This window comes from Streptomyces speibonae, assembly GCF_984686075.1.
This window is the reverse complement of record NZ_OZ480260.1, coordinates 3,354,867-3,376,419: the sequence shown is the minus strand read 5'-3', so window position 1 is coordinate 3,376,419 and position 21,553 is coordinate 3,354,867. Positions and strand designations below refer to the sequence as shown.

Annotated in this window: 15 protein-coding genes, 1 tRNA gene and 1 pseudogene; 12 read left to right on the top strand and 5 right to left on the bottom strand. The window is 69.3% G+C overall.

What is annotated here, in order from left to right:
- Positions 1-13: 13 nt before the first annotated feature.
- Positions 14-681: pseudogene (locus tag AC5L3C_RS15045) on the top strand (hypothetical protein).
- 346 nt (positions 682-1,027) lie between these two features.
- On the opposite strand, the gene AC5L3C_RS15040 reads toward AC5L3C_RS15045, so the two are convergent.
- Together AC5L3C_RS15040 and AC5L3C_RS15035 are read right to left on the bottom strand one after the other, a co-directional pair.
- Positions 1,028-2,065: an adenosine deaminase gene (locus tag AC5L3C_RS15040; protein ID WP_493649420.1), complete on the bottom strand. Its 1,038-nt coding sequence runs from the start codon at positions 2,063-2,065 to the stop codon at positions 1,028-1,030.
- Between the two features lie 135 nt (positions 2,066-2,200).
- Positions 2,201-3,427: a pyridoxal phosphate-dependent aminotransferase gene (locus AC5L3C_RS15035; RefSeq protein WP_164555636.1), complete on the bottom strand. Its 1,227-nt coding sequence runs from the start codon at positions 3,425-3,427 to the stop codon at positions 2,201-2,203.
- A 283-nt stretch (positions 3,428-3,710) separates the two neighbouring features.
- On the opposite strand from AC5L3C_RS15035, the gene AC5L3C_RS15030 reads away from it, so the two are divergent.
- The 11 genes from AC5L3C_RS15030 to AC5L3C_RS14980 all read left to right on the top strand — a co-directional run bounded on the left by AC5L3C_RS15030 (position 3,711) and on the right by AC5L3C_RS14980 (position 17,782).
- Positions 3,711-3,783: transfer RNA gene (locus AC5L3C_RS15030), tRNA-Trp, on the top strand.
- Positions 3,784-3,892: 109 nt separating this feature from the next.
- Positions 3,893-4,180 (top strand): preprotein translocase subunit SecE, encoded by a 288-nt coding sequence (gene secE / locus AC5L3C_RS15025; protein WP_125504759.1) that lies wholly within the window; start codon positions 3,893-3,895, stop codon positions 4,178-4,180.
- Between the two features lie 80 nt (positions 4,181-4,260).
- Positions 4,261-5,100, top strand: coding sequence for a transcription termination/antitermination protein NusG (gene nusG / locus AC5L3C_RS15020; RefSeq protein ID WP_493649419.1), 840 nt, complete (start codon positions 4,261-4,263; stop codon positions 5,098-5,100).
- Positions 5,101-5,278: 178 nt separating this feature from the next.
- Positions 5,279-5,713 carry a 50S ribosomal protein L11 gene (rplK, locus tag AC5L3C_RS15015; RefSeq protein ID WP_006130605.1) on the top strand — a complete coding sequence of 145 codons (435 nt, stop codon included), beginning with the start codon at positions 5,279-5,281 and terminating at the stop codon, positions 5,711-5,713.
- Between the two features lie 82 nt (positions 5,714-5,795).
- Positions 5,796-6,521: a 50S ribosomal protein L1 gene (gene rplA / locus AC5L3C_RS15010; protein ID WP_037929493.1), complete on the top strand. Its 726-nt coding sequence runs from the start codon at positions 5,796-5,798 to the stop codon at positions 6,519-6,521.
- Positions 6,522-6,691: 170 nt separating this feature from the next.
- Positions 6,692-7,624 (top strand): SCO4651 family lipoprotein, encoded by a 933-nt coding sequence (locus tag AC5L3C_RS15005; RefSeq protein WP_493653885.1) that lies wholly within the window; start codon positions 6,692-6,694, stop codon positions 7,622-7,624.
- A gap of 282 nt (positions 7,625-7,906) precedes the next feature.
- Positions 7,907-8,437 carry a 50S ribosomal protein L10 gene (gene rplJ, locus AC5L3C_RS15000; RefSeq protein ID WP_125504755.1) on the top strand — a complete coding sequence of 177 codons (531 nt, stop codon included), beginning with the start codon at positions 7,907-7,909 and terminating at the stop codon, positions 8,435-8,437.
- 123 nt (positions 8,438-8,560) lie between these two features.
- A complete protein-coding gene (rplL, locus tag AC5L3C_RS14995) occupies positions 8,561-8,947 on the top strand; it encodes a 50S ribosomal protein L7/L12 (RefSeq protein WP_125504754.1) in 387 nt (128 codons plus the stop codon).
- 599 nt (positions 8,948-9,546) lie between these two features.
- Positions 9,547-13,032 carry a DNA-directed RNA polymerase subunit beta gene (rpoB, locus tag AC5L3C_RS14990; protein ID WP_493649418.1) on the top strand — a complete coding sequence of 1,162 codons (3,486 nt, stop codon included), beginning with the start codon at positions 9,547-9,549 and terminating at the stop codon, positions 13,030-13,032.
- A gap of 95 nt (positions 13,033-13,127) precedes the next feature.
- Positions 13,128-17,036, top strand: a complete 3,909-nt coding sequence (locus AC5L3C_RS14985; protein ID WP_493649417.1) for a DNA-directed RNA polymerase subunit beta' — start codon at positions 13,128-13,130, stop codon at positions 17,034-17,036.
- Between the two features lie 203 nt (positions 17,037-17,239).
- Positions 17,240-17,782: a DUF1707 and DUF4190 domain-containing protein gene (locus AC5L3C_RS14980; RefSeq protein WP_493649416.1), complete on the top strand. Its 543-nt coding sequence runs from the start codon at positions 17,240-17,242 to the stop codon at positions 17,780-17,782.
- A 16-nt stretch (positions 17,783-17,798) separates the two neighbouring features.
- Here AC5L3C_RS14980 and AC5L3C_RS14975 read toward each other — a convergent pair whose 3' ends face one another.
- The 3 genes from AC5L3C_RS14975 to AC5L3C_RS14965 form a co-directional block, all read right to left on the bottom strand.
- Complete coding sequence (locus AC5L3C_RS14975; RefSeq protein ID WP_493649415.1) at positions 17,799-19,190, bottom strand: M48 family metalloprotease; 1,392 nt, start codon at positions 19,188-19,190, stop codon at positions 17,799-17,801.
- A gap of 40 nt (positions 19,191-19,230) precedes the next feature.
- Positions 19,231-19,707 carry a Pycsar system effector family protein gene (locus AC5L3C_RS14970; protein ID WP_493653884.1) on the bottom strand — a complete coding sequence of 159 codons (477 nt, stop codon included), beginning with the start codon at positions 19,705-19,707 and terminating at the stop codon, positions 19,231-19,233.
- A gap of 164 nt (positions 19,708-19,871) precedes the next feature.
- Complete coding sequence (locus tag AC5L3C_RS14965) at positions 19,872-21,539, bottom strand: hypothetical protein (RefSeq protein ID WP_493649414.1); 1,668 nt, start codon at positions 21,537-21,539, stop codon at positions 19,872-19,874.
- Positions 21,540-21,553 lie beyond the last annotated feature (14 nt).

The following is a 21,553-nucleotide window of genomic DNA, read 5'->3' as shown; positions in this document are numbered from 1 at the left end:
GGCGGCCCCTCGTATGCGCCTGAGACTGCGCCGGTTCCGCCCCCGCGCGGGGCCGCGCGAGCATCGCGTGGTCCAGCCCCTGCACCCCCTGCGGCACACCTCGCTGCGGGCTCCCGAACCGATCGGGCTGCTCATCGGCGACCACGACGGGCTGAACCGGCTCGCCGGACTGTTCTCCTTCGCCGCCTGCTCGCGCCGCACGCTCGTCCACGTACCGCTGCGGGACGGCGTGCCGCCCGACGAGGGGACCGGCGAACCGGTGGACCTCGTCCTGGCCCATCACTCCTACGGGCTGCGCCCCGGCACCTGGCCGGAGCTGCGCCGGTCGCTCGGCCCGGGCACGCCCCTGACCGTCCGCACCGACGAGGCCCGCACGGACCGGGACGCCGCCGCGTGGCGCCGGCGCGCGGGGCGCCCGGACTGCCGGGACACGCTGCGCCACGCCCACCACGCGCGAACGGTGTTCTCTTCGGCAGCCGGGACGTGTTCGCCGAGGCGGCCATGAACTGCGCGTACGCGGAGGGATGGGGGCCACGGCAGAAGGGCGTCGCCAAGGGGCGCATGGCGACGGTGTCCAGCCTCCCCGGGCTCGTGCGGCGGCCCGGCGGCGGGCACCCCGAGGAGATCCTGATCTGCTTCAAGCCGTACCCGCCCTACGCCCACTTCAAGCGGCCGGACTGACCGGCGCCTTGCCTGGTGCTCGCGGCAGCGTGGGGCGGGTCGGTGCCTGTGCCCGTGCGGAGGCGGCCGGCGGCTGCGGGCGCGCGGCGGGTGGCGGCGTTCCCTGTGGCTGTACGGGGGTGGCCGTGTCGGGTCGGCACATTCGCGCCGGGGTGGCCGGCGCCTGCGCCGGTACGGGGCTGCTCGCGGCAGCGTGGGCGGGTCGGTGCCTGTGCCCGTGCGGAGGCGGCCGGCGGCCGCGGGCGCGCGGCGGGTGGCGGCGTTCCCTGTGGCTGTCGGGCGGCACACTCGCGTTGGGGGGGCCGGCGCCCGCGCCGGTACGGGGCGGGGCTGACCGGTGGCCCCGCTACACCGGCGACGTGAGCCAGTCGTCCACGCCGGACAGGAGCTTGGCCTTGATGTCCTCCGGGGCCGCCGAGCCGCGTACCGACTGGCGGGCCAGTTCCGCCAGCTCCGCGTCCGTGAAGCCGTGGTGCAGGCGGGCGATCTCGTACTGCGCCGCCAGCCGGGAGCCGAACAGCAGGGGATCGTCCGCGCCCAGCGCCAGCGGCACCCCCGCCTCGAACAGCCTCCGCAGCGGTACGTCCTTGTGCTTGTCGTAGACCCCCAGCGCCACGTTCGACGCCGGACAGACCTCGCACGTCACCTGGCGGTCCGCGAGCCGCTGCATCAGCCGGGGGTCGTCCGCCGCCCGGACCCCGTGACCGATCCGGTGCGCCTCCAGGTCGTCCAGACAGTCCCGTACCGACGACGGCCCCGCCAGCTCGCCGCCGTGCGGCGCCGACAGCAGCCCGCCCGCGCGGGCGATCGCGAACGCGCGGTCGAAGTCGCGGGCCATCCCGCGCCGCTCGTCGTTGGAGAGGCCGAACCCGACCACGCCCCGGTCCGCGTACCGCACTGCGAGGCGGGCCAGCGTGCGCGCGTCCAGAGGGTGCTTCATCCGGTTGGCGGCCAGCAGCACCCGCATGCCCACCCCGGTGTCCCGCATCGCCGACTCCACCGCGTCCAGGATGATCTCCAGCGTCGGGATCAGCCCGCCGAGCCGGGGCGCGTACGACGTCGGGTCGACCTGGATCTCCAGCCACCCCGATCCGTCGGCCACGTCCTCCTGCGCCGCCTCCCGCACCAGCCGCTGGATGTCCTCCGGCTGCCGCAGACACGAGCGCGCCGCGTCGTACAGCCGCTGGAAGCGGAACCAGCCGCGCTCGTCCGTCGCACGCAGTCTCGGAGGCTCCCCGCTGGTCAGCGCGTCGGTCAGCGCCTCGGGCAGGCGCACCCCGTACTTGTCGGCCAGCTCCAGCAGGGTGGCGGGCCGCATGGACCCGGTGAAGTGCAGGTGCAGATGGGCCTTCGGCAGCTGAGAGACATCACGTACACGCTCCATCGGTCGATCGTGCCGCACGCCCCGGCCGGCCCGGTAGCGCTTTCCCCATTCGTGGTCTTGCTCGCACAAAGGAACGCGCGGCAACGAGCAGGGGCGCCCGGAGTGCATCCGGGCGCCCCTGTGCCGACGCGGAGGTCAGTCCCGCGCCTCCGCCAGCAGCTTCTGGATCCGGCTCACGCCCTCGACGAGGTCCTCGTCGCCCAGCGCGTACGACAGCCGCAGATAGCCCGGCGTGCCGAACGCCTCACCCGGCACCACCGCGACCTCCGCCTCCTCCAGGATCAGCGCGGCCAGCTCCACGCTGTTCTGCGGCCGCTTGCCCCGGATCTCCTTGCCGATCAGCGCCTTCACCGAGGGGTAGGCGTAGAAGGCGCCCTCGGGCTCCGGGCACACCACGCCGTCGATCTCGTTCAGCATCCGCACGATGGTCCTGCGCCGCCGGTCGAAGGCCTCGCGCATGGCGGCGACCGCCTCCAGGCCGCCGGAGACGGCGGCGAGCGCGGCCACCTGGGCCACGTTGGAGACGTTGGACGTGGCGTGCGACTGGAGGTTGGTCGCGGCCTTCACCACGTCCTTCGGGCCGATGATCCAGCCGACCCGCCAGCCCGTCATCGCGTACGTCTTCGCCACACCGTTGACCACGACGCACTTGTCGCGCAGCTCGGGCAGCAGCGCGGGCAGGGACACGGACGACGCGTCGCCGTAGACCAGGTGCTCGTAGATCTCGTCCGTGAGCACCCACAGGCCGTGCTCGACGGCCCAGCGGCCGATCGCCTCGGTCTCGGCCTCGCTGTAGACCGCGCCGGTCGGGTTGGAGGGGGACACGAAGAGGACGACCTTCGTCCGCTCGGTGCGGGCCGCCTCCAGCTGCTCCACGCTCACGCGGTAGCCGGTCGTCTCGTCGGCGACCACCTCGACCGGGACACCGCCGGCCAGCCGGATGGACTCCGGGTACGTCGTCCAGTACGGCGCCGGGACGATGACCTCGTCGCCCGGGTCGAGGATCGCGGCGAAGGCCTCGTAGATGGCCTGCTTGCCGCCGTTGGTGACCAGGATCTGGGACGGGTCCACCTCGTAGCCCGAGTCGCGCAGCGTCTTGGCGGCGATCGCGGACTTCAGCTCGGGCAGACCGCCGGCCGGCGTGTAGCGGTGGTACTTCGGGTTCTTGCAGGCCTCGATCGCGGCCTCGACGATGTAGTCCGGCGTCGGGAAGTCGGGCTCACCGGCGCCGAAGCCGATCACCGGTCGCCCGGCGGCCTTGAGGGCCTTGGCCTTGGCGTCCACGGCGAGGGTGGCGGACTCGGAGATCGCGCCGACTCGGGCGGAGACCCGGCGCTCGGTGGGAGGGGTTGCAGCGCTCATGGGCCCATCGTTCCAGACCCGGATCCCGCCGGGCACGAGGGTTTCACCGACTGAACATGACCGGGCAAACCTGTGGACACCAGTCCGGATCCACCGCGCCGCGGCCGTGTGGCCAGGACGATCTTCCCCCGTTCCGGCTCCGGGGCGGCCCCTCGCAGGGACTTTCTGTTCGACGCCCGGCCCAGGAACACGTACACTCTCACCTCGTTGGCCTTCAGCGGCCCGCACTCAGCCGGTGCACACCAAGCATCCGGTCGGATGCGGTACGTTGGGGAGCGCACAAAGGGTCGTAGCTCAATTGGTAGAGCACTGGTCTCCAAAACCAGCGGTTGGGGGTTCAAGTCCCTCCGGCCCTGCTACACACACCATCGCCAGGATGTGTGCGCATGTACGTACAGCAATGCACCGCCGTGCGGGCTCAGACCGGGCGCGGCACGGCCACGACCCGGAATCAGGTGAGGACGAGTGACGGACGCCGTGGGCTCCATCGACATGCCTGATGCCCAGGACGAGGCTCCTGACTCCAAGAAGAAGACCCGCAAGGGCGGCAAGCGGGCCAAGAAGGGCCCGCTGAAGCGCCTCGCGCTCTTCTACCGTCAGATCGTTGCGGAGCTCCGCAAGGTGGTCTGGCCGACCCGCAACCAGCTGACGTCGTACACAACCGCGGTGATCATCTTCGTGGTGGTGATGATCGGCCTGATCACCCTGTTCGACTATGGCCTCAGCAACGCCGCCAAGTACGTCTTCGGCTGATCCCCGAGCGAAGAGCGCCGAGGTACCCGGCGCTCCTTTCGCATGTTCCACCCCTATGTATCCAGGAAGAAGCAGCCACCGTGTCTGACCCGAACGTGAACGACGCCGTTGAGCCTCACGGCGAAGGGGCCGAGTCCGCCGAGGACGCGCTCGCCGCCGCCGAGGGTGCGGACGTCGAGGACACCCGGGCCTCCGCCGAGGCCGAGGCTGCCGGCACCACCGCGGACGAGACCGCCGAGGCGGACGGCACCGCCGAGGCCGGGGAAGCGGCCGAGGAGGCCGAGGAAGAGCCCGAGGACGACCGCGACCCGGTCGAGAAGCTCCGCGAGGAACTGCGCACGCTCCCCGGCGAGTGGTACGTCATCCACACCTACGCGGGCTACGAGAACCGGGTGAAGACCAACCTGGAGCAGCGCGCCGTCTCGCTGAACGTCGAGGACTACATCTTCCAGGCCGAGGTGCCGCAGGAGGAGGTCGTCCAGATCAAGAACGGCGACCGCAAGACGATCAAGCAGAACAAGCTCCCGGGCTACGTCCTGGTCCGCATGGACCTGACGAACGAGTCCTGGGGCGTCGTCCGCAACACGCCCGGTGTCACCGGCTTCGTGGGCAACGCCTACGACCCGTACCCGCTGACGCTGGACGAGATCGTCAAGATGCTCGCCCCGGAGGCCGAGGAGAAGGCCGCCCGCGAGGCCGCCGAGGCCGAGGGCAAGCCGGCCCCGCAGCGCAAGGTCGAGGTCCAGGTGCTGGACTTCGAGGTCGGCGACTCGGTCACCGTCACCGACGGCCCGTTCGCCACGCTCCAGGCGACCATCAACGAGATCAACCCCGACTCCAAGAAGGTCAAGGGCCTGGTGGAGATCTTCGGCCGGGAGACCCCGGTCGAGCTCTCCTTCGACCAGATCCAGAAGAACTAGCGCTTCTGTGATCGGCTGACACACAGCTTCCGCGCAGGTCAGGCAAGCGCTCGCGCGTTTGTCTGACCTGCGCGGTTTTTGGCCGCGCATCCATACCCGTTATCGTTGTGCGGTATGCCTGCGTCCGGGTTGTCCCCCTGACGCGGGCAGGACCCGAATCGAAAGGACCCGGAGAGCCATGCCTCCCAAGAAGAAGAAGGTCACGGGGCTCATCAAGCTCCAGATCCAGGCCGGTGCCGCCAACCCGGCCCCGCCGGTCGGCCCCGCGCTGGGCCAGCACGGCGTGAACATCATGGAGTTCTGCAAGGCCTACAACGCCGCGACCGAGTCGCAGCGCGGCTGGGTGATCCCGGTGGAGATCACGGTGTACGAGGACCGCTCCTTCACCTTCATCACCAAGACCCCGCCGGCCGCCAAGATGATCCTCAAGGCCGCGGGCGTGGAGAAGGGCTCCGGCGAGCCGCACAAGACCAAGGTCGCGAAGATCACGCGTGACCAGGTCCGTGAGATCGCCACCACCAAGATGCCCGACCTCAACGCCAACGACCTGGACGCCGCCGAGAAGATCATCGCCGGCACCGCCCGTTCCATGGGCGTCACGGTCGAGGGCTGACCGCCACCCCCGTACGCCAAGCAGTAGTGGCAGGGCCTGCTCGGCCCGGACCACGACTCCTCAGATTCCACAGGAGCTTTCAGTGAGCAAGCGCAGCAAGTCTCTCCGCGCTGCGGACGCCAAGATCGACCGGGAGAAGCTGTACGCCCCGCTCGAGGCCGTCCGTCTCGCCAAGGAGACGTCCACGACCAAGTTCGACGGCACCGTCGAGGTCGCCTTCCGTCTGGGTGTCGACCCGCGCAAGGCCGACCAGATGGTCCGTGGCACCGTGAACCTCCCGCACGGCACCGGTAAGACCGCCCGGGTCCTGGTCTTCGCGACCGGTGACCGTGCCGAGGCCGCGCGTGCCGCGGGCGCCGACATCGTCGGCGCCGACGAGCTGATCGACGAGGTGTCGAAGGGCCGTCTGGACTTCGACGCCGTCGTCGCCACCCCGGACCTCATGGGCAAGGTCGGCCGCCTCGGCCGCGTGCTCGGTCCCCGTGGTCTGATGCCGAACCCCAAGACCGGCACCGTGACCCCGGACGTGACCAAGGCCGTCAACGACATCAAGGGCGGCAAGATCGAGTTCCGTGTCGACAAGCACGCGAACCTGCACTTCATCATCGGCAAGTCGTCGTTCGACGACACCAAGCTGGTGGAGAACTACGGCGCGGCGCTGGAGGAGATCCTCCGTCTGAAGCCGTCCGCCGCCAAGGGCCGCTACATCAAGAAGGCCGCCATCAGCACCACGATGGGCCCCGGCATCCCGCTCGACCCGAACCGCACCCGCAACCTCCTCGTCGAGGAGGACCCGGCCGCGGTCTGAGCCGGGCGGGCCGGCCGGCCCGCACCGCCGTTCGAGAAGCCCGTCCCCGCACCTCGCCAGGTGTGGGGACGGGCTTCTCGTACGACAGTGTCCGTGGCGTGGGTTACCGTTCTTCTGATCGCACAGACGTTGCACAGCGAAAACACAACACAGGGGTGGGACTCATGGGGATGTCCGCATGGAAGCGCGCGGGTGTCTGTCTGACGGCCGCGGCCGTCGTCGCCGGCGTCGCCGGATGTGGTGGGGGTGACGAGGGCGGCAGCGAGAAGAAGGCCGCCGACTCGTCGCAGTCCGAGGTGCAGACGCAGAACCAGATGACGAAGGTGCTCCAGGCGGCCTTCAAGAACACCTCGGAGGCCAAGTCCTCCAAGGTCCGCATGACGATGGAGATGCCGGCCGGCCTGGAGGGCGGCGGCACCATGGAGATGTCCGGCGTCCAGGGCTGGGACCCGGCCGTCCTGGACGTCACCATGAAGGGTTCCGCGCTCACCGCGGGCGACCCGGACGCCCCCGAGCAGGTCCGCATGATCATGGTGGACCAGGCCATGTACATGGACATGGGAGCGGAAGCGGCCGCCGACATGGACGGCAAGCGCTGGATGAAGATGGACTTCGGTGCCATCGCCGAGGCGTCCGGCGACCCGGAGATCCAGAAGCAGTTGACCGGGGGCATGGAGAACATGAACCAGGACCCGGCGCAGCAGCTCGCCCTGCTGCTCGGGTCGAAGAACCTGAAGCACGTGGGCCCGGAGAAGGTCGACGGCGTCCAGACGCAGCACTACAAGGGCACGCTGACCATCGAGGAGATGCTCGACGCCAACAAGGCGCTCGACGGTGTGTTCACCGAGAAGGAGCGCGAGCAGCTCGTCGCCAACATGAAGAAGACGGGCCTGAAGGGCTACGACACCGAGGTCTGGGTCAACGAGGACAACTACCCGGCCAAGATGATCGTCGGCCTGCAGATGAACGAGGGCGCGATGAAGATGACCGCGCACTACTCCGACTACGGCGCGGCCGCCGACGTCGAGCCCCCGGCGGAGAAGGACACCTTCGACTTCATGGAGATGATGAAGGAGCTGGAGGGCCTCGGAGCGGGCGCCTAGAGGCGATTTGCCTGACGCCGATCCGTTCGCGTACTCTTCCACGGAAGCCAAAGACCGCTGGTCGTTGCCGTGCGCTCGTCAGAGGGCGCGGTGGCCGAAGGATCCGCTGAAATGCGGACGACCCGCGCAGGTGTCAGTGGAAGAGTTCCCGGAGTTCGCCGCCGTGAGGCCGTGAGCAGCCGGTTGAGCTACGCCCCGTGCGCCTGCGCCGGGGCGTTTCGTTTTCCCCAGTCCTCCTTCGGGTCCGCGCGGTCCGAATCACCCGGAAGGAGGCCGAGGCTCATGGCGAGGCCTGACAAGGTCGATGCCGTCGAGGAGATGCGGGACAAGTTCCGTGACTCCAACGCTGCTGTCGTTACCGCGTACACCGGTCTCACCGTGGCGCAGCTCAAGCAGCTGCGTCGTTCGCTCGGTGAGAACGCTCAGTACCGTGTGGTGAAGAACACGCTGACCAAGATTGCGGCCAAGGAGGCCGGGATCACCACGCTCGACGACCTGTTCGCGGGTTCGTCGGCGGTCGCCTTCGTGACCGGTGACCCGGTCGAGGCGGCGAAGGGTCTGCGCGATTTCGCCAAGGAGAACCCGAATCTCGTCATCAAGGGCGGTGTCCTTGACGGCAAGGCGATGTCCGCCGACGAGATCAAGAAGCTTGCGGACCTCGAGTCCCGCGAGGTTCTGCTCGCCAAGCTGGCGGGCGCTTTCAAGGGCAAGCAGACGCAGACTGCTCAGGTCCTCCAGGCGCTCCCCTCGAAGCTCGTCCGCACCGTGGACGCGCTCCGTGCCAAGCAGGACGAGCAGGGCGGTGCCGAGTAATTCGGCTCGCTTCCCGATCCTCGCCGCGTGAACCGCACCAGGTGAGGGTCGACGCGGGCCCGACGTACGCCCGCCTCACCCCGTACATCCGGCACCAGCCGATTTAGTGGAAGGACCGCCATCATGGCGAAGCTCAGCCAGGAAGACCTGCTCGCGCAGTTCGAGGAGATGACCCTCATCGAGCTCTCCGAGTTCGTGAAGGCGTTCGAGGAGAAGTTCGACGTCACCGCCGCCGCCGCGGTCGCCGCCGTGGCCGCCCCGGGCGCCCCGGGTGCCCCGGTCGAGGCCGAGGCCGAGAAGGACGAGTTCGACGTCATCCTCACCGGCGCCGGCGACAAGAAGATCCAGGTCATCAAGGTCGTGCGTGAGCTGACCTCCCTGGGTCTGAAGGAGGCCAAGGACCTCGTCGACGGCACCCCGAAGCCGGTCCTCGAGAAGGTCAACAAGGAGGCCGCGGACAAGGCCGCCGAGTCCCTCAAGGGCGCCGGCGCCTCCGTCGAGGTCAAGTAGGACCTCGCGGGTCCGGCAGGATCCGTGACCACGTCCTGCGGGACGTGTAACGCTCAAGCGCCGAGGAGCGATCATCCATCCGGGTGGTCGCTCTTCGGCGTACCGGGGGTCCGGCGGCGGCTGCCTTGCACCCGGGACGGCGGGGGGTATGGTGATCTTCGTTGTGCCTCCACAGGCCTCGGAGAATCGCCTCGTGGCAGGCGGTCGGGGCAAGGGGGGCCTTGACGAACCGCACGCAGCGCGCAATTCTCAGGACGCGTCGTCACAAGGATCCGAATCCGAGGCATGGATCGACGGCAAAGAGGGCAGTATCACGGTGCGTTGAGGGCAGCGCCTTGTCGCAGGAGTTGAGTACAACGAGGGCCTCTACCCGGTCTCGTACACCGCACTGGACATCAGTGTGCCAAGTGGCTACACTGACCCTTTGCGCTGCCTGTTAGCTGTCCCCTGCCCGTCACCAGGGGCATGCCCTCGCTCGAGCACCGACGACAAGATGATCTCTGACCTGGGGTTCTCACCCCGGTGGAGGATTCTGTCCCTGTGCACGGTGGGGGGCCGGTACGCGCGTAGTGAGTCCGAGCCCTCGGAAGGACCCCCTCTTGGCCGCCTCGCGCAACGCCTCGACCGCGAATACGAACAACGGCGCCAGCACCGCCCCGCTGCGCATCTCCTTTGCAAAGATCAAGGAGCCCCTCGAGGTTCCGAACCTTCTCGCGCTGCAGACCGAGAGCTTTGACTGGCTGCTCGGGAACGACGCCTGGAAGGCTCGCGTCGAGGAGGCTCTCGAGAACGGGCAGGACGTCCCCACCAAGTCCGGTCTGGAGGAGATCTTCGAAGAGATCTCCCCGATCGAGGACTTCTCCGGGTCGATGTCGCTGACCTTCCGCGACCACCGCTTCGAGCCGCCGAAGAACTCCATCGACGAGTGCAAGGAGCGCGACTTCACGTACGCCGCCCCGCTCTTCGTCACCGCCGAGTTCACCAACAACGAGACCGGCGAGATCAAGTCCCAGACCGTCTTCATGGGCGACTTCCCGCTCATGACGAACAAGGGCACCTTCGTCATCAACGGCACCGAGCGTGTCGTGGTGTCCCAGCTGGTCCGCTCGCCCGGCGTCTACTTCGACTCCTCCATCGACAAGACGTCCGACAAGGACATCTTCTCCGCCAAGATCATCCCCTCCCGGGGTGCCTGGCTGGAGATGGAGATCGACAAGCGCGACATGGTCGGTGTGCGCATCGACCGCAAGCGCAAGCAGTCCGTCACCGTCCTCCTGAAGGCGCTCGGCTGGACCACCGAGCAGATCCTCGAGGAGTTCGGCGAGTACGAGTCCATGCGCGCCACCCTGGAGAAGGACCACACCCAGGGCCAGGACGACGCGCTGCTCGACATCTACCGCAAGCTGCGTCCGGGCGAGCCCCCCACCCGTGAGGCCGCGCAGACGCTGCTGGAGAACCTGTACTTCAACCCCAAGCGCTACGACCTCGCCAAGGTCGGCCGCTACAAGGTGAACAAGAAGCTCGGCGGGGACGAGCCGCTGGACGCCGGCGTGCTCACCACCGACGACATCATCGCCACCATCAAGTACCTGGTGAAGCTGCACGCCGGGGAGACCGAGACGGTCGGCGAGTCGGGCCGCTCGATCATCGTCGAGACCGACGACATCGACCACTTCGGCAACCGCCGCATCCGCAACGTCGGCGAGCTGATCCAGAACCAGGTCCGTACGGGTCTCGCCCGTATGGAGCGCGTCGTGCGCGAGCGCATGACCACCCAGGACGTCGAGGCGATCACGCCGCAGACCCTGATCAACATCCGGCCGGTCGTGGCCTCCATCAAGGAGTTCTTCGGCACCAGCCAGCTGTCCCAGTTCATGGACCAGAACAACCCGCTGTCGGGGCTGACGCACAAGCGCCGTCTCAACGCCCTCGGCCCGGGTGGTCTCTCCCGTGAGCGGGCCGGCTTCGAGGTCCGTGACGTGCACCCCTCGCACTACGGCCGCATGTGCCCGATCGAGACGCCGGAAGGCCCGAACATCGGTCTGATCGGTTCGCTCGCCTCCTACGGGCGGATCAACCCGTTCGGCTTCATCGAGACGCCGTACCGCAAGGTCGTCGACGGCCAGGTCACCGACGAGGTGGACTACCTGACCGCCGACGAGGAGGACCGCTTCGTCATCGCCCAGGCCAACGCGCCGCTCAGCGACGACATGCGCTTCGCCGAGAACCGCATCCTGGTCCGCCGCCGCGGCGGCGAGGTCGACTACGTCCCCGGCGACGAGGTCGACTACATGGACGTCTCGCCGCGCCAGATGGTGTCGGTCGCGACCGCCATGATCCCGTTCCTCGAGCACGACGACGCCAACCGTGCCCTCATGGGCGCGAACATGATGCGCCAGGCCGTGCCGCTGATCAAGAGCGAGGCCCCGCTCGTCGGCACCGGCATGGAGTACCGCTCCGCCGTCGACGCCGGCGACGTGGTCAAGGCCGAGAAGGCGGGTGTGGTCCAGGAGGTCTCCGCGGACTACATCACCACCGCCAACGACGACGGCACGTACATCACGTACCGCCTCGCCAAGTTCTCCCGGTCCAACCAGGGCACCTCGGTCAACCAGAAGGTCATCGTCGCCGAGGGCGACCGGATCATCGAGGGCCAGGTCCTCGCCGACGGTCCGGCCACCCAGAACGGTGAGATGGCGCTCGGCAAGAACCTGCTGGTCGCGTTCATGCCGTGGGAGGGTCACAACTACGAGGACGCGATCATCCTGTCGCAGCGCCTCGTGCAGGACGACGTCCTCTCCTCGATCCACATCGAGGAGCACGAGGTCGACGCCCGTGACACCAAGCTCGGCCCCGAGGAGATCACCCGGGACATCCCGAACGTCTCCGAGGAGGTCCTCGCCGACCTCGACGAGCGCGGCATCATCCGTATCGGTGCCGAGGTCATCGCCGGTGACATCCTCGTCGGCAAGGTCACGCCCAAGGGAGAGACCGAGCTGACCCCCGAGGAGCGGCTGCTGCGCGCGATCTTCGGTGAGAAGGCCCGTGAGGTCCGTGACACCTCGCTGAAGGTGCCGCACGGCGAGACCGGCAAGGTCATCGGCGTCCGCGTCTTCGACCGCGAGGAGGGCGACGAGCTTCCGCCCGGTGTCAACCAGCTGGTGCGCGTCTACGTCGCGCAGAAGCGCAAGATCACCGACGGTGACAAGCTCGCCGGCCGTCACGGCAACAAGGGCGTCATCTCCAAGATCCTGCCCATCGAGGACATGCCGTTCCTCGAGGACGGGACCCCGGTCGACATCATCCTCAACCCGCTCGGTGTGCCGTCCCGGATGAACCCGGGACAGGTCCTGGAGATCCACCTCGGCTGGCTCGCCAGCCAGGGCTGGGACGTCTCCGGTCTCGCCGACGAGTGGGCGCAGCGCCTCCAGGCGATCGGCGCGGACCGCGTGGAGCCCCGTACCAACGTGGCCACCCCGGTCTTCGACGGCGCCCGCGAGGACGAGCTCGCCGGTCTGCTGGAGCACACCGTCCCGAACCGCGACGGCGACCGCATGGTCCTGCCGTCCGGCAAGGCGCGGCTGTTCGACGGCCGCAGCGGTGAGCCGTTCCCGGACCCGATCTCGGTCGGCTACATGTACATCCTGAAGCTGCACCACCTGGTCGACGACAAGCTGCACGCGCGTTCGACCGGCCCGTACTCCATGATCACCCAGCAGCCGCTGGGCGGTAAGGCTCAGTTCGGTGGCCAGCGGTTCGGCGAGATGGAGGTGTGGGCACTCGAGGCGTACGGCGCCGCCTACGCGCTCCAGGAGCTGCTGACCATCAAGTCCGACGACGTCACCGGCCGCGTGAAGGTCTACGAGGCCATCGTCAAGGGCGAGAACATCCCCGAGCCCGGCATCCCCGAGTCCTTCAAGGTCCTCATCAAGGAGATGCAGTCCCTGTGCCTGAACGTGGAGGTGCTGTCCAGCGACGGTATGTCCATCGAGATGCGTGACACCGACGAGGACGTCTTCCGCGCTGCGGAGGAGCTCGGCATCGACCTGTCCCGGCGCGAGCCGAGCAGCGTCGAAGAGGTCTGACGGGAGTGGGGCGGCCCGGTGAACCCCGGGCCGCCCGCCCCAGGACCCCCGTATCAGACCCAAAGACTCACGACCCTGAGAGGGATTGACGCATAGTGCTCGACGTCAACTTCTTCGACGAGCTCCGGATCGGCCTGGCCACCGCTGACGACATCCGTCAGTGGAGCCACGGCGAGGTCAAGAAGCCCGAGACCATCAACTACCGCACCCTCAAGCCGGAAAAGGACGGACTCTTCTGCGAGAAGATCTTCGGTCCGACCCGGGACTGGGAGTGCTACTGCGGCAAGTACAAGCGCGTCCGCTTCAAGGGCATCATCTGCGAGCGCTGTGGTGTCGAGGTCACGCGCGCCAAGGTGCGCCGTGAGCGGATGGGCCACATCGAGCTGGCCGCGCCCGTCACGCACATCTGGTACTTCAAGGGTGTCCCGAGCCGGCTGGGCTACCTGCTCGACCTGGCTCCCAAGGACCTCGAGAAGGTCATCTACTTCGCCGCGTACATGATCACGTACGTGGACGAGGAGCGCCGTACCCGCGACCTGCCCTCGCTGGAGGCCCACGTCTCCGTCGAGCGCCAGCAGATCGAGAACCGCCGGGACGCCGACCTGGAGACCCGCGCCAAGAAGCTCGAGACGGACCTCGCCGAGCTGGAGGCCGAGGGCGCCAAGGCCGACGTGCGCCGCAAGGTGCGCGAGGGCGCCGAGCGTGAGATGAAGCAGCTGCGCGACCGTGCGCAGCGCGAGATCGACCGCCTCGACGAGGTGTGGAACCGGTTCAAGAACCTCAAGGTCCAGGACCTCGAGGGCGACGAGCTGCTCTACCGCGAGCTGCGCGACCGTTTCGGCACGTACTTCGACGGCTCGATGGGTGCCGCGGCGCTGCAGAAGCGCCTGGAGTCCTTCGACCTCGACGAGGAGGCCGAGAAGCTCCGCGAGATCATCCGTACCGGCAAGGGCCAGAAGAAGACCCGTGCGCTCAAGCGCCTGAAGGTCGTCTCCGCGTTCCTGCAGACCTCCAACAGCCCCAAGGGCATGGTGCTGGACTGCGTGCCGGTCATCCCGCCGGACCTGCGTCCGATGGTGCAGCTGGACGGTGGCCGCTTCGCGACCTCCGACCTGAACGACCTGTACCGCCGTGTCATCAACCGCAACAACCGCCTGAAGCGGCTTCTCGACCTCGGCGCGCCCGAGATCATCGTGAACAACGAGAAGCGCATGCTCCAGGAGGCCGTGGACGCGCTCTTCGACAACGGCCGCCGCGGCCGCCCGGTGACGGGCCCCGGCAACCGTCCGCTGAAGTCGCTGTCCGACATGCTCAAGGGCAAGCAGGGCCGCTTCCGTCAGAACCTGCTCGGCAAGCGTGTCGACTACTCGGCGCGTTCCGTGATCGTCGTCGGTCCGCAGCTGAAGCTGCACCAGTGCGGTCTGCCGAAGGCGATGGCGCTGGAGCTGTTCAAGCCGTTCGTGATGAAGCGCCTGGTCGACCTGAACCACGCGCAGAACATCAAGTCGGCCAAGCGCATGGTCGAGCGCGGCCGCACCGTGGTGTACGACGTCCTCGAAGAGGTCATCGCCGAGCACCCGGTGCTGCTGAACCGTGCGCCCACCCTGCACCGCCTCGGCATCCAGGCCTTCGAGCCGCAGCTGGTCGAGGGCAAGGCCATTCAGATCCACCCGCTCGTGTGCACCGCGTTCAACGCGGACTTCGACGGTGACCAGATGGCCGTGCACCTGCCGCTGTCCGCGGAGGCGCAGGCCGAGGCCCGCATCCTGATGCTGTCCTCGAACAACATCCTCAAGCCGGCCGACGGCCGTCCGGTGACGATGCCGACCCAGGACATGGTCCTCGGTCTGTTCTTCCTCACCACCGACGGCGAGATGCGCGACCTCAAGGGCGAGGGCCGTTCCTTCGCCTCGGTCGCGGAGGCGATCATGGCCTTCGACGCGGGCGAGCTGTCGCTCCAGTCGAAGATCGACGTGCGCTTCCCGGTCGGCACCATCCCGCCGCGCGGCTGGACCCCGCCGGCGGGCGAGGACGGCGAGGCCGAGGCCTCCGAGTGGCAGCAGGGCGACCCGTTCCGGCTGAACACCACCCTGGGCCGTGCGCTCTTCAACGAGCTGCTGCCCGAGGACTACCCGTTCGTCGACTACGAGGTCGGCAAGAAGCAGCTCTCCGAGATCGTCAACGACCTCGCCGAGCGCTACCCGAAGGTCATCGTGGCGGCGACGCTCGACAACCTGAAGGCGGCGGGCTTCTACTGGGCCACCCGTTCCGGTGTCACCGTGGCCATCTCCGACGTCGTCGTGCCCGAGGCGAAGAAGGAGATCGTCCGCGGCTACGAGGCGCAGGACGAGAAGGTCCAGAAGCAGTACGAGCGCGGTCTGATCACCAAGGACGAGCGCACGCAGGAGCTCATCAACATCTGGACCAAGGCGACCAACGAGGTCGCCGAGGCGATGAACGACAACTTCCCGAAGACCAACCCGATCTTCATGATGGTGAACTCGGGTGCACGAGGCAACATGATGCAGATGCGTCAGATCGCCGGTATGCGTGGTCTGGTGTCGAACGCGAAGAACGAGACGATCCCGCGTCCGATCAAGGCGTCGTTCCGTGAGGGCCTGTCCGTGCTGGAGTACTTCATCTCCACGCACGGTGCCCGTAAGGGTCTGGCGGACACCGCTCTGCGGACCGCCGACTCGGGTTACCTCACCCGTCGTCTGGTCGACGTCTCCCAGGACGTCATCATCCGCGAGGAGGACTGCGGCACCGACCGCGGTCTGCGTCTCAAGATCGCGACCCGGGACGCGGACGGAGTGCTCCGCAAGGAGGGCGACGTCGAGACGTCCGTGTACGCGCGCTGCCTCGCCGAGGACATCGTCGTCGACGGGCAGGTGCTGGCCCCGGCCGGTACCGACCTGGGCGACGTCCTCATCGAGGAGCTCGTCTCCCGCGGCGTCGAGGAGGTCAAGACCCGCTCGGTCCTGACCTGCGAGTCCGCCGTCGGCACCTGCGCGATGTGCTACGGCCGTTCGCTGGCCACGGGCAAGCTGGTCGACATCGGTGAGGCGGTCGGCATCATCGCCGCCCAGTCCATCGGTGAGCCCGGCACCCAGCTGACGATGCGTACCTTCCACACCGGTGGTGTGGCCGGTGACGACATCACCCAGGGTCTGCCCCGTGTCGTCGAGCTCTTCGAGGCCCGTACGCCGAAGGGTGTCGCCCCGATCTCCGAGGCCTCCGGCCGTGTGCGGATCGAGGAGACCGAGAAGACCAAGAAGCTCGTCGTCACCCCGGACGACGGCAGCGACGAGACGGCCTACCCGATCTCGAAGCGTGCCAAGGTCCTGGTCGGCGAGGGCGACCACGTCGAGGTGGGCCAGCAGCTCACCGTGGGTGCCACCAACCCGCACGACGTGCTGCGCATCCTGGGTCAGCGTGCCGTCCAGGTCCACCTGGTCGGCGAGGTCCAGAAGGTCTACAACTCGCAGGGTGTGTCGATCCACGACAAGCACATCGAGATCATCATCCGGCAGATGCTGCGCCGGGTGACGATCATCGAGTCGGGCGACGCGGAGCTGCTGCCCGGCGAGCTGGTCGAGCGCTCGAAGTTCGAGACCGAGAACCGTCGTGTGGTCCAGGAGGGCGGACACCCGGCCTCCGGCCGTCCGCAGCTGATGGGTATCACCAAGGCCTCGCTGGCGACGGAGTCCTGGCTGTCGGCCGCCTCCTTCCAGGAGACGACCCGAGTCCTGACGGACGCGGCGATCAACGCCAAGTCCGACAGCCTCATCGGCCTCAAGGAGAACGTCATCATCGGTAAGCTCATCCCGGCCGGTACGGGTCTGTCCCGTTACCGCAACATCCGGGTCGAGCCGACCGAGGAGGCCAAGGCCGCGATGTACTCGGCCGTCGGCTACGACGACATCGACTACTCGCCGTTCGGCACGGGCTCCGGCCAGGCGGTTCCGCTGGAGGACTACGACTACGGTCCGTACAACCAGTAAGCGCCTCGCCTGATCCGAAGGGCGGTCACTCCGTACGGGGTGGCCGCCCTTCGGCGTGCCGGGACACGGAGGTCACCGCGCACGGAAGGGTCGGTGGAACCAAACTGCCGGTACGGTGCGTTGAAGTGGGTGAAACCGAGGAAACAGCGGAAACAGCGGAAACGTAGAGCGGGGACAAGTGTCCCGGGCCCCGGGAGGCAGCCGTGTCGTACCCGACTCCGTGGCAGGGCAAGCCGTTGCAGGGTCCCGGCGGTCCCGGCGGTCCGCCGATGCTGGCCTCGCATGCCGACCGCGAGCGCGCGGTGGACGTCCTGCGGGCCGGGTACGGCGAGGGCAGGCTGGACCATCCCGAGTTCGAGAAGCGCGTCGCCCGGGCCTATGCGGCCCGCACCGTGGCGGAGCTGTCGCTGCTGGTCGCCGACCTTCCGCAGGGCCCGGTGCCGCAGCCGGCGGCGGTGGCCGCCGCGCCGGTTCCGGCGACCTTCCTGGCCCGGCCGCAGCGGACCAACGGCAAGGCGATCGGCTCGATGGTCTGCGGCGTGCTCTGTGTGGCGACCGGCGGGCTCACCGGGCTTCCGGCCGTGATCCTCGGCCACATGGCGCAGTCGGAGATACGCCGTACGGGCGAGGGCGGTGACGGCCTCGCCCTGACGGGGCTGGTGCTCGGCTGGCTGTCGGTGGCCGGCTGGGCGGTGTTCCTGAGCTTCTTCGCCCTGCTCGCCGTGGCGGCCGGCGGTACCAACTGATCGTCCGTCGGCGGGCTCAGCGGCCCGGCTGGAGGTACGGCTGCAGGTGGTGCAGCCGGGTGTAGTAGTCGGGGTGCGAGGACAGCAGCTTGCTCACCGGGGTCTCGGTGGCCGGCGCGCCGCCGTTGGCCGCGGCGAGCACCGCGGCCTGCTGCTGCTCCTGCTGGTGCAGCTTCTCCAGTACGGCCGCCAGCATCGGGGCGAAGCCGAGCGCGGCGGCGTGCTGGTCGGCGCGCAGCTCCGAGCGGCGTCCGACGGCGGCGAGCGCGTAGGGCATGGCGAGGATCAGCAGCGGCAGACCGTACAGGGTGCTGATCGTGGCGAGCGCGATCCCGCCGACGACCAGGCCGAAGAACAGCACGCCGAAGCAGGAGAACACCCGCGACACGCGGAACATGAACCAGGTGACCGCGCGCAGCACCCGCCAGGCGATCCGGCCGGGCAGCGCGTACCAGTAGCCGAGCAGCCCGGACCACGCGTGGCCGCCGACGTGGTGGCCCAGCTCGTGCGCCATGACGGCGGCGAGCTCGCCGTTGGGCAGCTGGTTCATGGCGAACCGGGTGACGCCGACGATGTGTCCGGCCGCGGCGACCGCGTTGAGGCTGTCGCTGTCCTCGACCCAGAGCTCGTAGTTCCGGCCCTCGACGCCCGCGCGGGCGGTGACCTCGCGCCACACCGGTTCGAGTTTGGCTCTTTCCTGCGGCGTGGGGTAGCGCAGACGGAGCAGATGGCGCGCGAGGGCGCTTTCGGTCGGGCGGTGGAACACGAGTGCGCCGCTGGCGAGCCAGGCGAGCACGATCAGGATGCCGAAGCCGCCGAAGACGAACGAGACGAGGGCGACGACGACCAGGCTGCACAGGAAGTTCGGCAGGTGGAGAAGGAGATTGCCGAACGCGGTCGCGTCGGTGTGGCGCTGCTGGCCGGAGACGTGGACCCGGCCACGGTCGGTGCTGATGTGGTGCGGGTGCAATGGGGAGTCGGGCGCCGGTGGCGGAGCGGCCTGCGGGTACGGCGGCTGCGGGACCGGCGCGCCCTGGGGGTACTGGGGAGCTGCGGCGTTCTGCGGGTACTGCGGGTACTGCTGGTACTGCGGGGCCTGGGAGGTCTGGGGGTAGGGCGGCGGGGCCTGCGCGGGGATGTGGGGCTGGGCCCCCGGGGCCGGCGCGCCCTGGGGGTACTGGGGAGCCGTGGCGTTCTGCGGGTACTGCGGGGTCTGGGGTGCCTGCGGGTACTGCGGCGGGACGGCGGCGCCGGGCCCGGGCCCGGGCGGGGGCTGGGGCGTCGGCTGCTGGGGATACGGGGGCGGGTACTGCGGCGGATACTGCGGCGGGATCTGTGCGGCTCCCGGCTGGTCCGGTTGGGCGCTCGGCTCGGGGTACTCCGGCGGGGTCGGCGGCGGCTGGGTCATGGTGTTTCCTTCGTGACGTGAGCGGTGGCCGGCCCGTGGGTCAGCCGATCAGCAGGGAGGCGGGCAGCAGGAGCGTCCCGGTGCAGAAGGCGATCAGGCCGGTACGGATCCACTGGTGCTTGCGCCAGGCGATCCGGCTCGTCTCCGTGAGCGCCGCCGTCAGCCCGGCCACCGGGTCGGCCTCCGTGTCGGCGAGCGCGGTCTCCAGCCGGCCCGCCTTCACGGCCCGCTGGATGTCCCCGAAGTACGACAGCGGCTGCCCGAGGACCCACGTTCCGCTGCGATAGCGCGGCAGGACGGCCAGGAGCAGCGCGAAGAGGGACAGGGCGAGGGAGAAGGTCCCGGCCCACCACACCGTCGCGCCCGTGGCCGACAGGGCGTCCGGTGACCAGTTCCGTCCGGCGAGCAGTCCGCTGAACACACCGGCGGTGATACCGAGGGCGGCGACCAGAACGGCCGCCTTGCTGTCGGCACGCGCGATCTCCGTGCGCAGATCCGCCAGCAGCCGCTCGCACAGGTGCGCACGGGATGCGGCGGGGGGAGCGGACGCCGGGGCTGGGGCCGGGGTCGGGGCCGGGTCGGGGGCGCGGGTGTCCGCGGTGGCCGGTGCGGGTGCCGGTGCCGGGGCGGGTGCCGGGGCGGCTGCGGTCGCCGGAGCCGGGGCGGGCGCCGGGTCGGCCGTCACCGGCCCTCCCTCTCGCCCCCGGCCGTGTCACCCGGCGGGGTGCCCTCCGGCTGCCCCGCGGTGCCGTCGGCGGGCGGGGGCGCGGACTCCGGCGCGGTGGGCGTCGTGCCGTATCCCGGCGGCGGCTGCCACGCGGTGGAGGGAGACGGGGGCGGCGCAGGAGGGGCGTACGGCACGGCGGCCGGGTCGCCGGGGGTGGCGGGTGATGCCGTCGGCGGGTGGCCGGTGGGCGTGGTGGGTGGCTGCCCTGGCGTGTAGGGCGTGGCGGGGGCCTGCGGCGTGTGGGGCGGGGCAGGCATGGGGTCGGTGGGTGTGGCAGGTGCCTGGCCTGATGTGTAGGACGTGGCGGGGCCTTGCGGCGTGTGGGGCGGGGCAGGCATGGGGTCGGTGGGTGTGGCAGGTGCCTGGCTTGACGTGTAGGACGCGGCGGGGCCTTGCGGCGTGTAGGGCGGGGACGGGGGTGGGTCCGTCGGGTACGGCGTGGCCGGGACCGGAGGTGGCGTGGGCGGGAGTGGGGCGCCTGCGCCCGCGCTCGCACCCGCGCCGGGGACCGGGGGGTCGGCGGGGGGCAGGAGGGGCGGGTCCTGGGGGACGCCCGGGAGCCGCTGGTTGAGGATGTCGCTGACCGTGCGCAGCGCCAACTGCTTGGGGCCCTCCAGCTCGAACTTCTCCGCGCCCTCCCCGCCCAGCAGTTCCTTCACCAGATCCATCTGCGCCTGGATCATGCGCAGTTGGTCCTCCCGCATGCTGCTCATCACCAGGTGCGAGTCCTCCGGGTGCTGAGCCAGGTGGAGCGCCCAGGACTGCACACCGCCCTGCGACAGGTGCCACTTGTAGAACTCGATCTTCTGCGCCTCGATCTTCTGCAGCTCCAGCATCTGCTCCCCGCGCAGCATCGCCTGATCGTGCTGCCAGCGCTGCTGCTGCAGGGCCAGTTCCTGCTGCCGCCGCCCGTACTCCATGGCGCGTTCCAGCTGCAGCCGGTCCTGCTGCCGGTGGCGCTGGTCCATCTCGACGTCGACCTGCATGCCCTGCTCCGCCGTGCGGATCTGCTCGGCCGCGGAGTGGTCGATCGCCTGGAGCCGCTGCTGGTGGTCGATGTTCGCCTGGTCACGGCGGAGCCGCAGCGTCCAGGTGACCTGGAGCCCCGCCGTCGCGCCGAGCGGGCCGACGAGCATGACCGCCCGCAGCAGCTCCCGCTCGGCCGCCGCGCTGTCGGCGATGGAGAAGCCGCGGGTGACCGGCCGGGCCGCCTGCTGCAACTCGCCGATCAGCAGCGCGGGCACGTCCCTGATGCCGCTCGCCACGAACCGCGCCGGGTCCAGCACCTGCCAGGAGACGTCCACCTCCGCCATGAACTCGAACGCGTCGTTGTCGCTCGGCAGGGCGAGGGTGTCGCTGAAGGGGTGGACGCCCATGTCCACCTCGTACACCGCGGTGTACCGGCGGGCCGCGATCTCGCTGCGGCTCGGCCGGGTCGGCGGGGGATAGGCCTCGTAGCCGCCCTTGGGCGTGGAGAAGACCAGCGCGTGGTCGATGCGGACCACGTGCTTCAGGGACAGCTCGAAGCGGGAGAGCTGCCGCACGGTGAGCACCGGGTCGATCAGCCGCGTGTGCCGGTCGGCGGGCTGCTGCCATTCGGGCGGGCGGTGGAAGGAAGGCATGGGGCGTCTTTCGT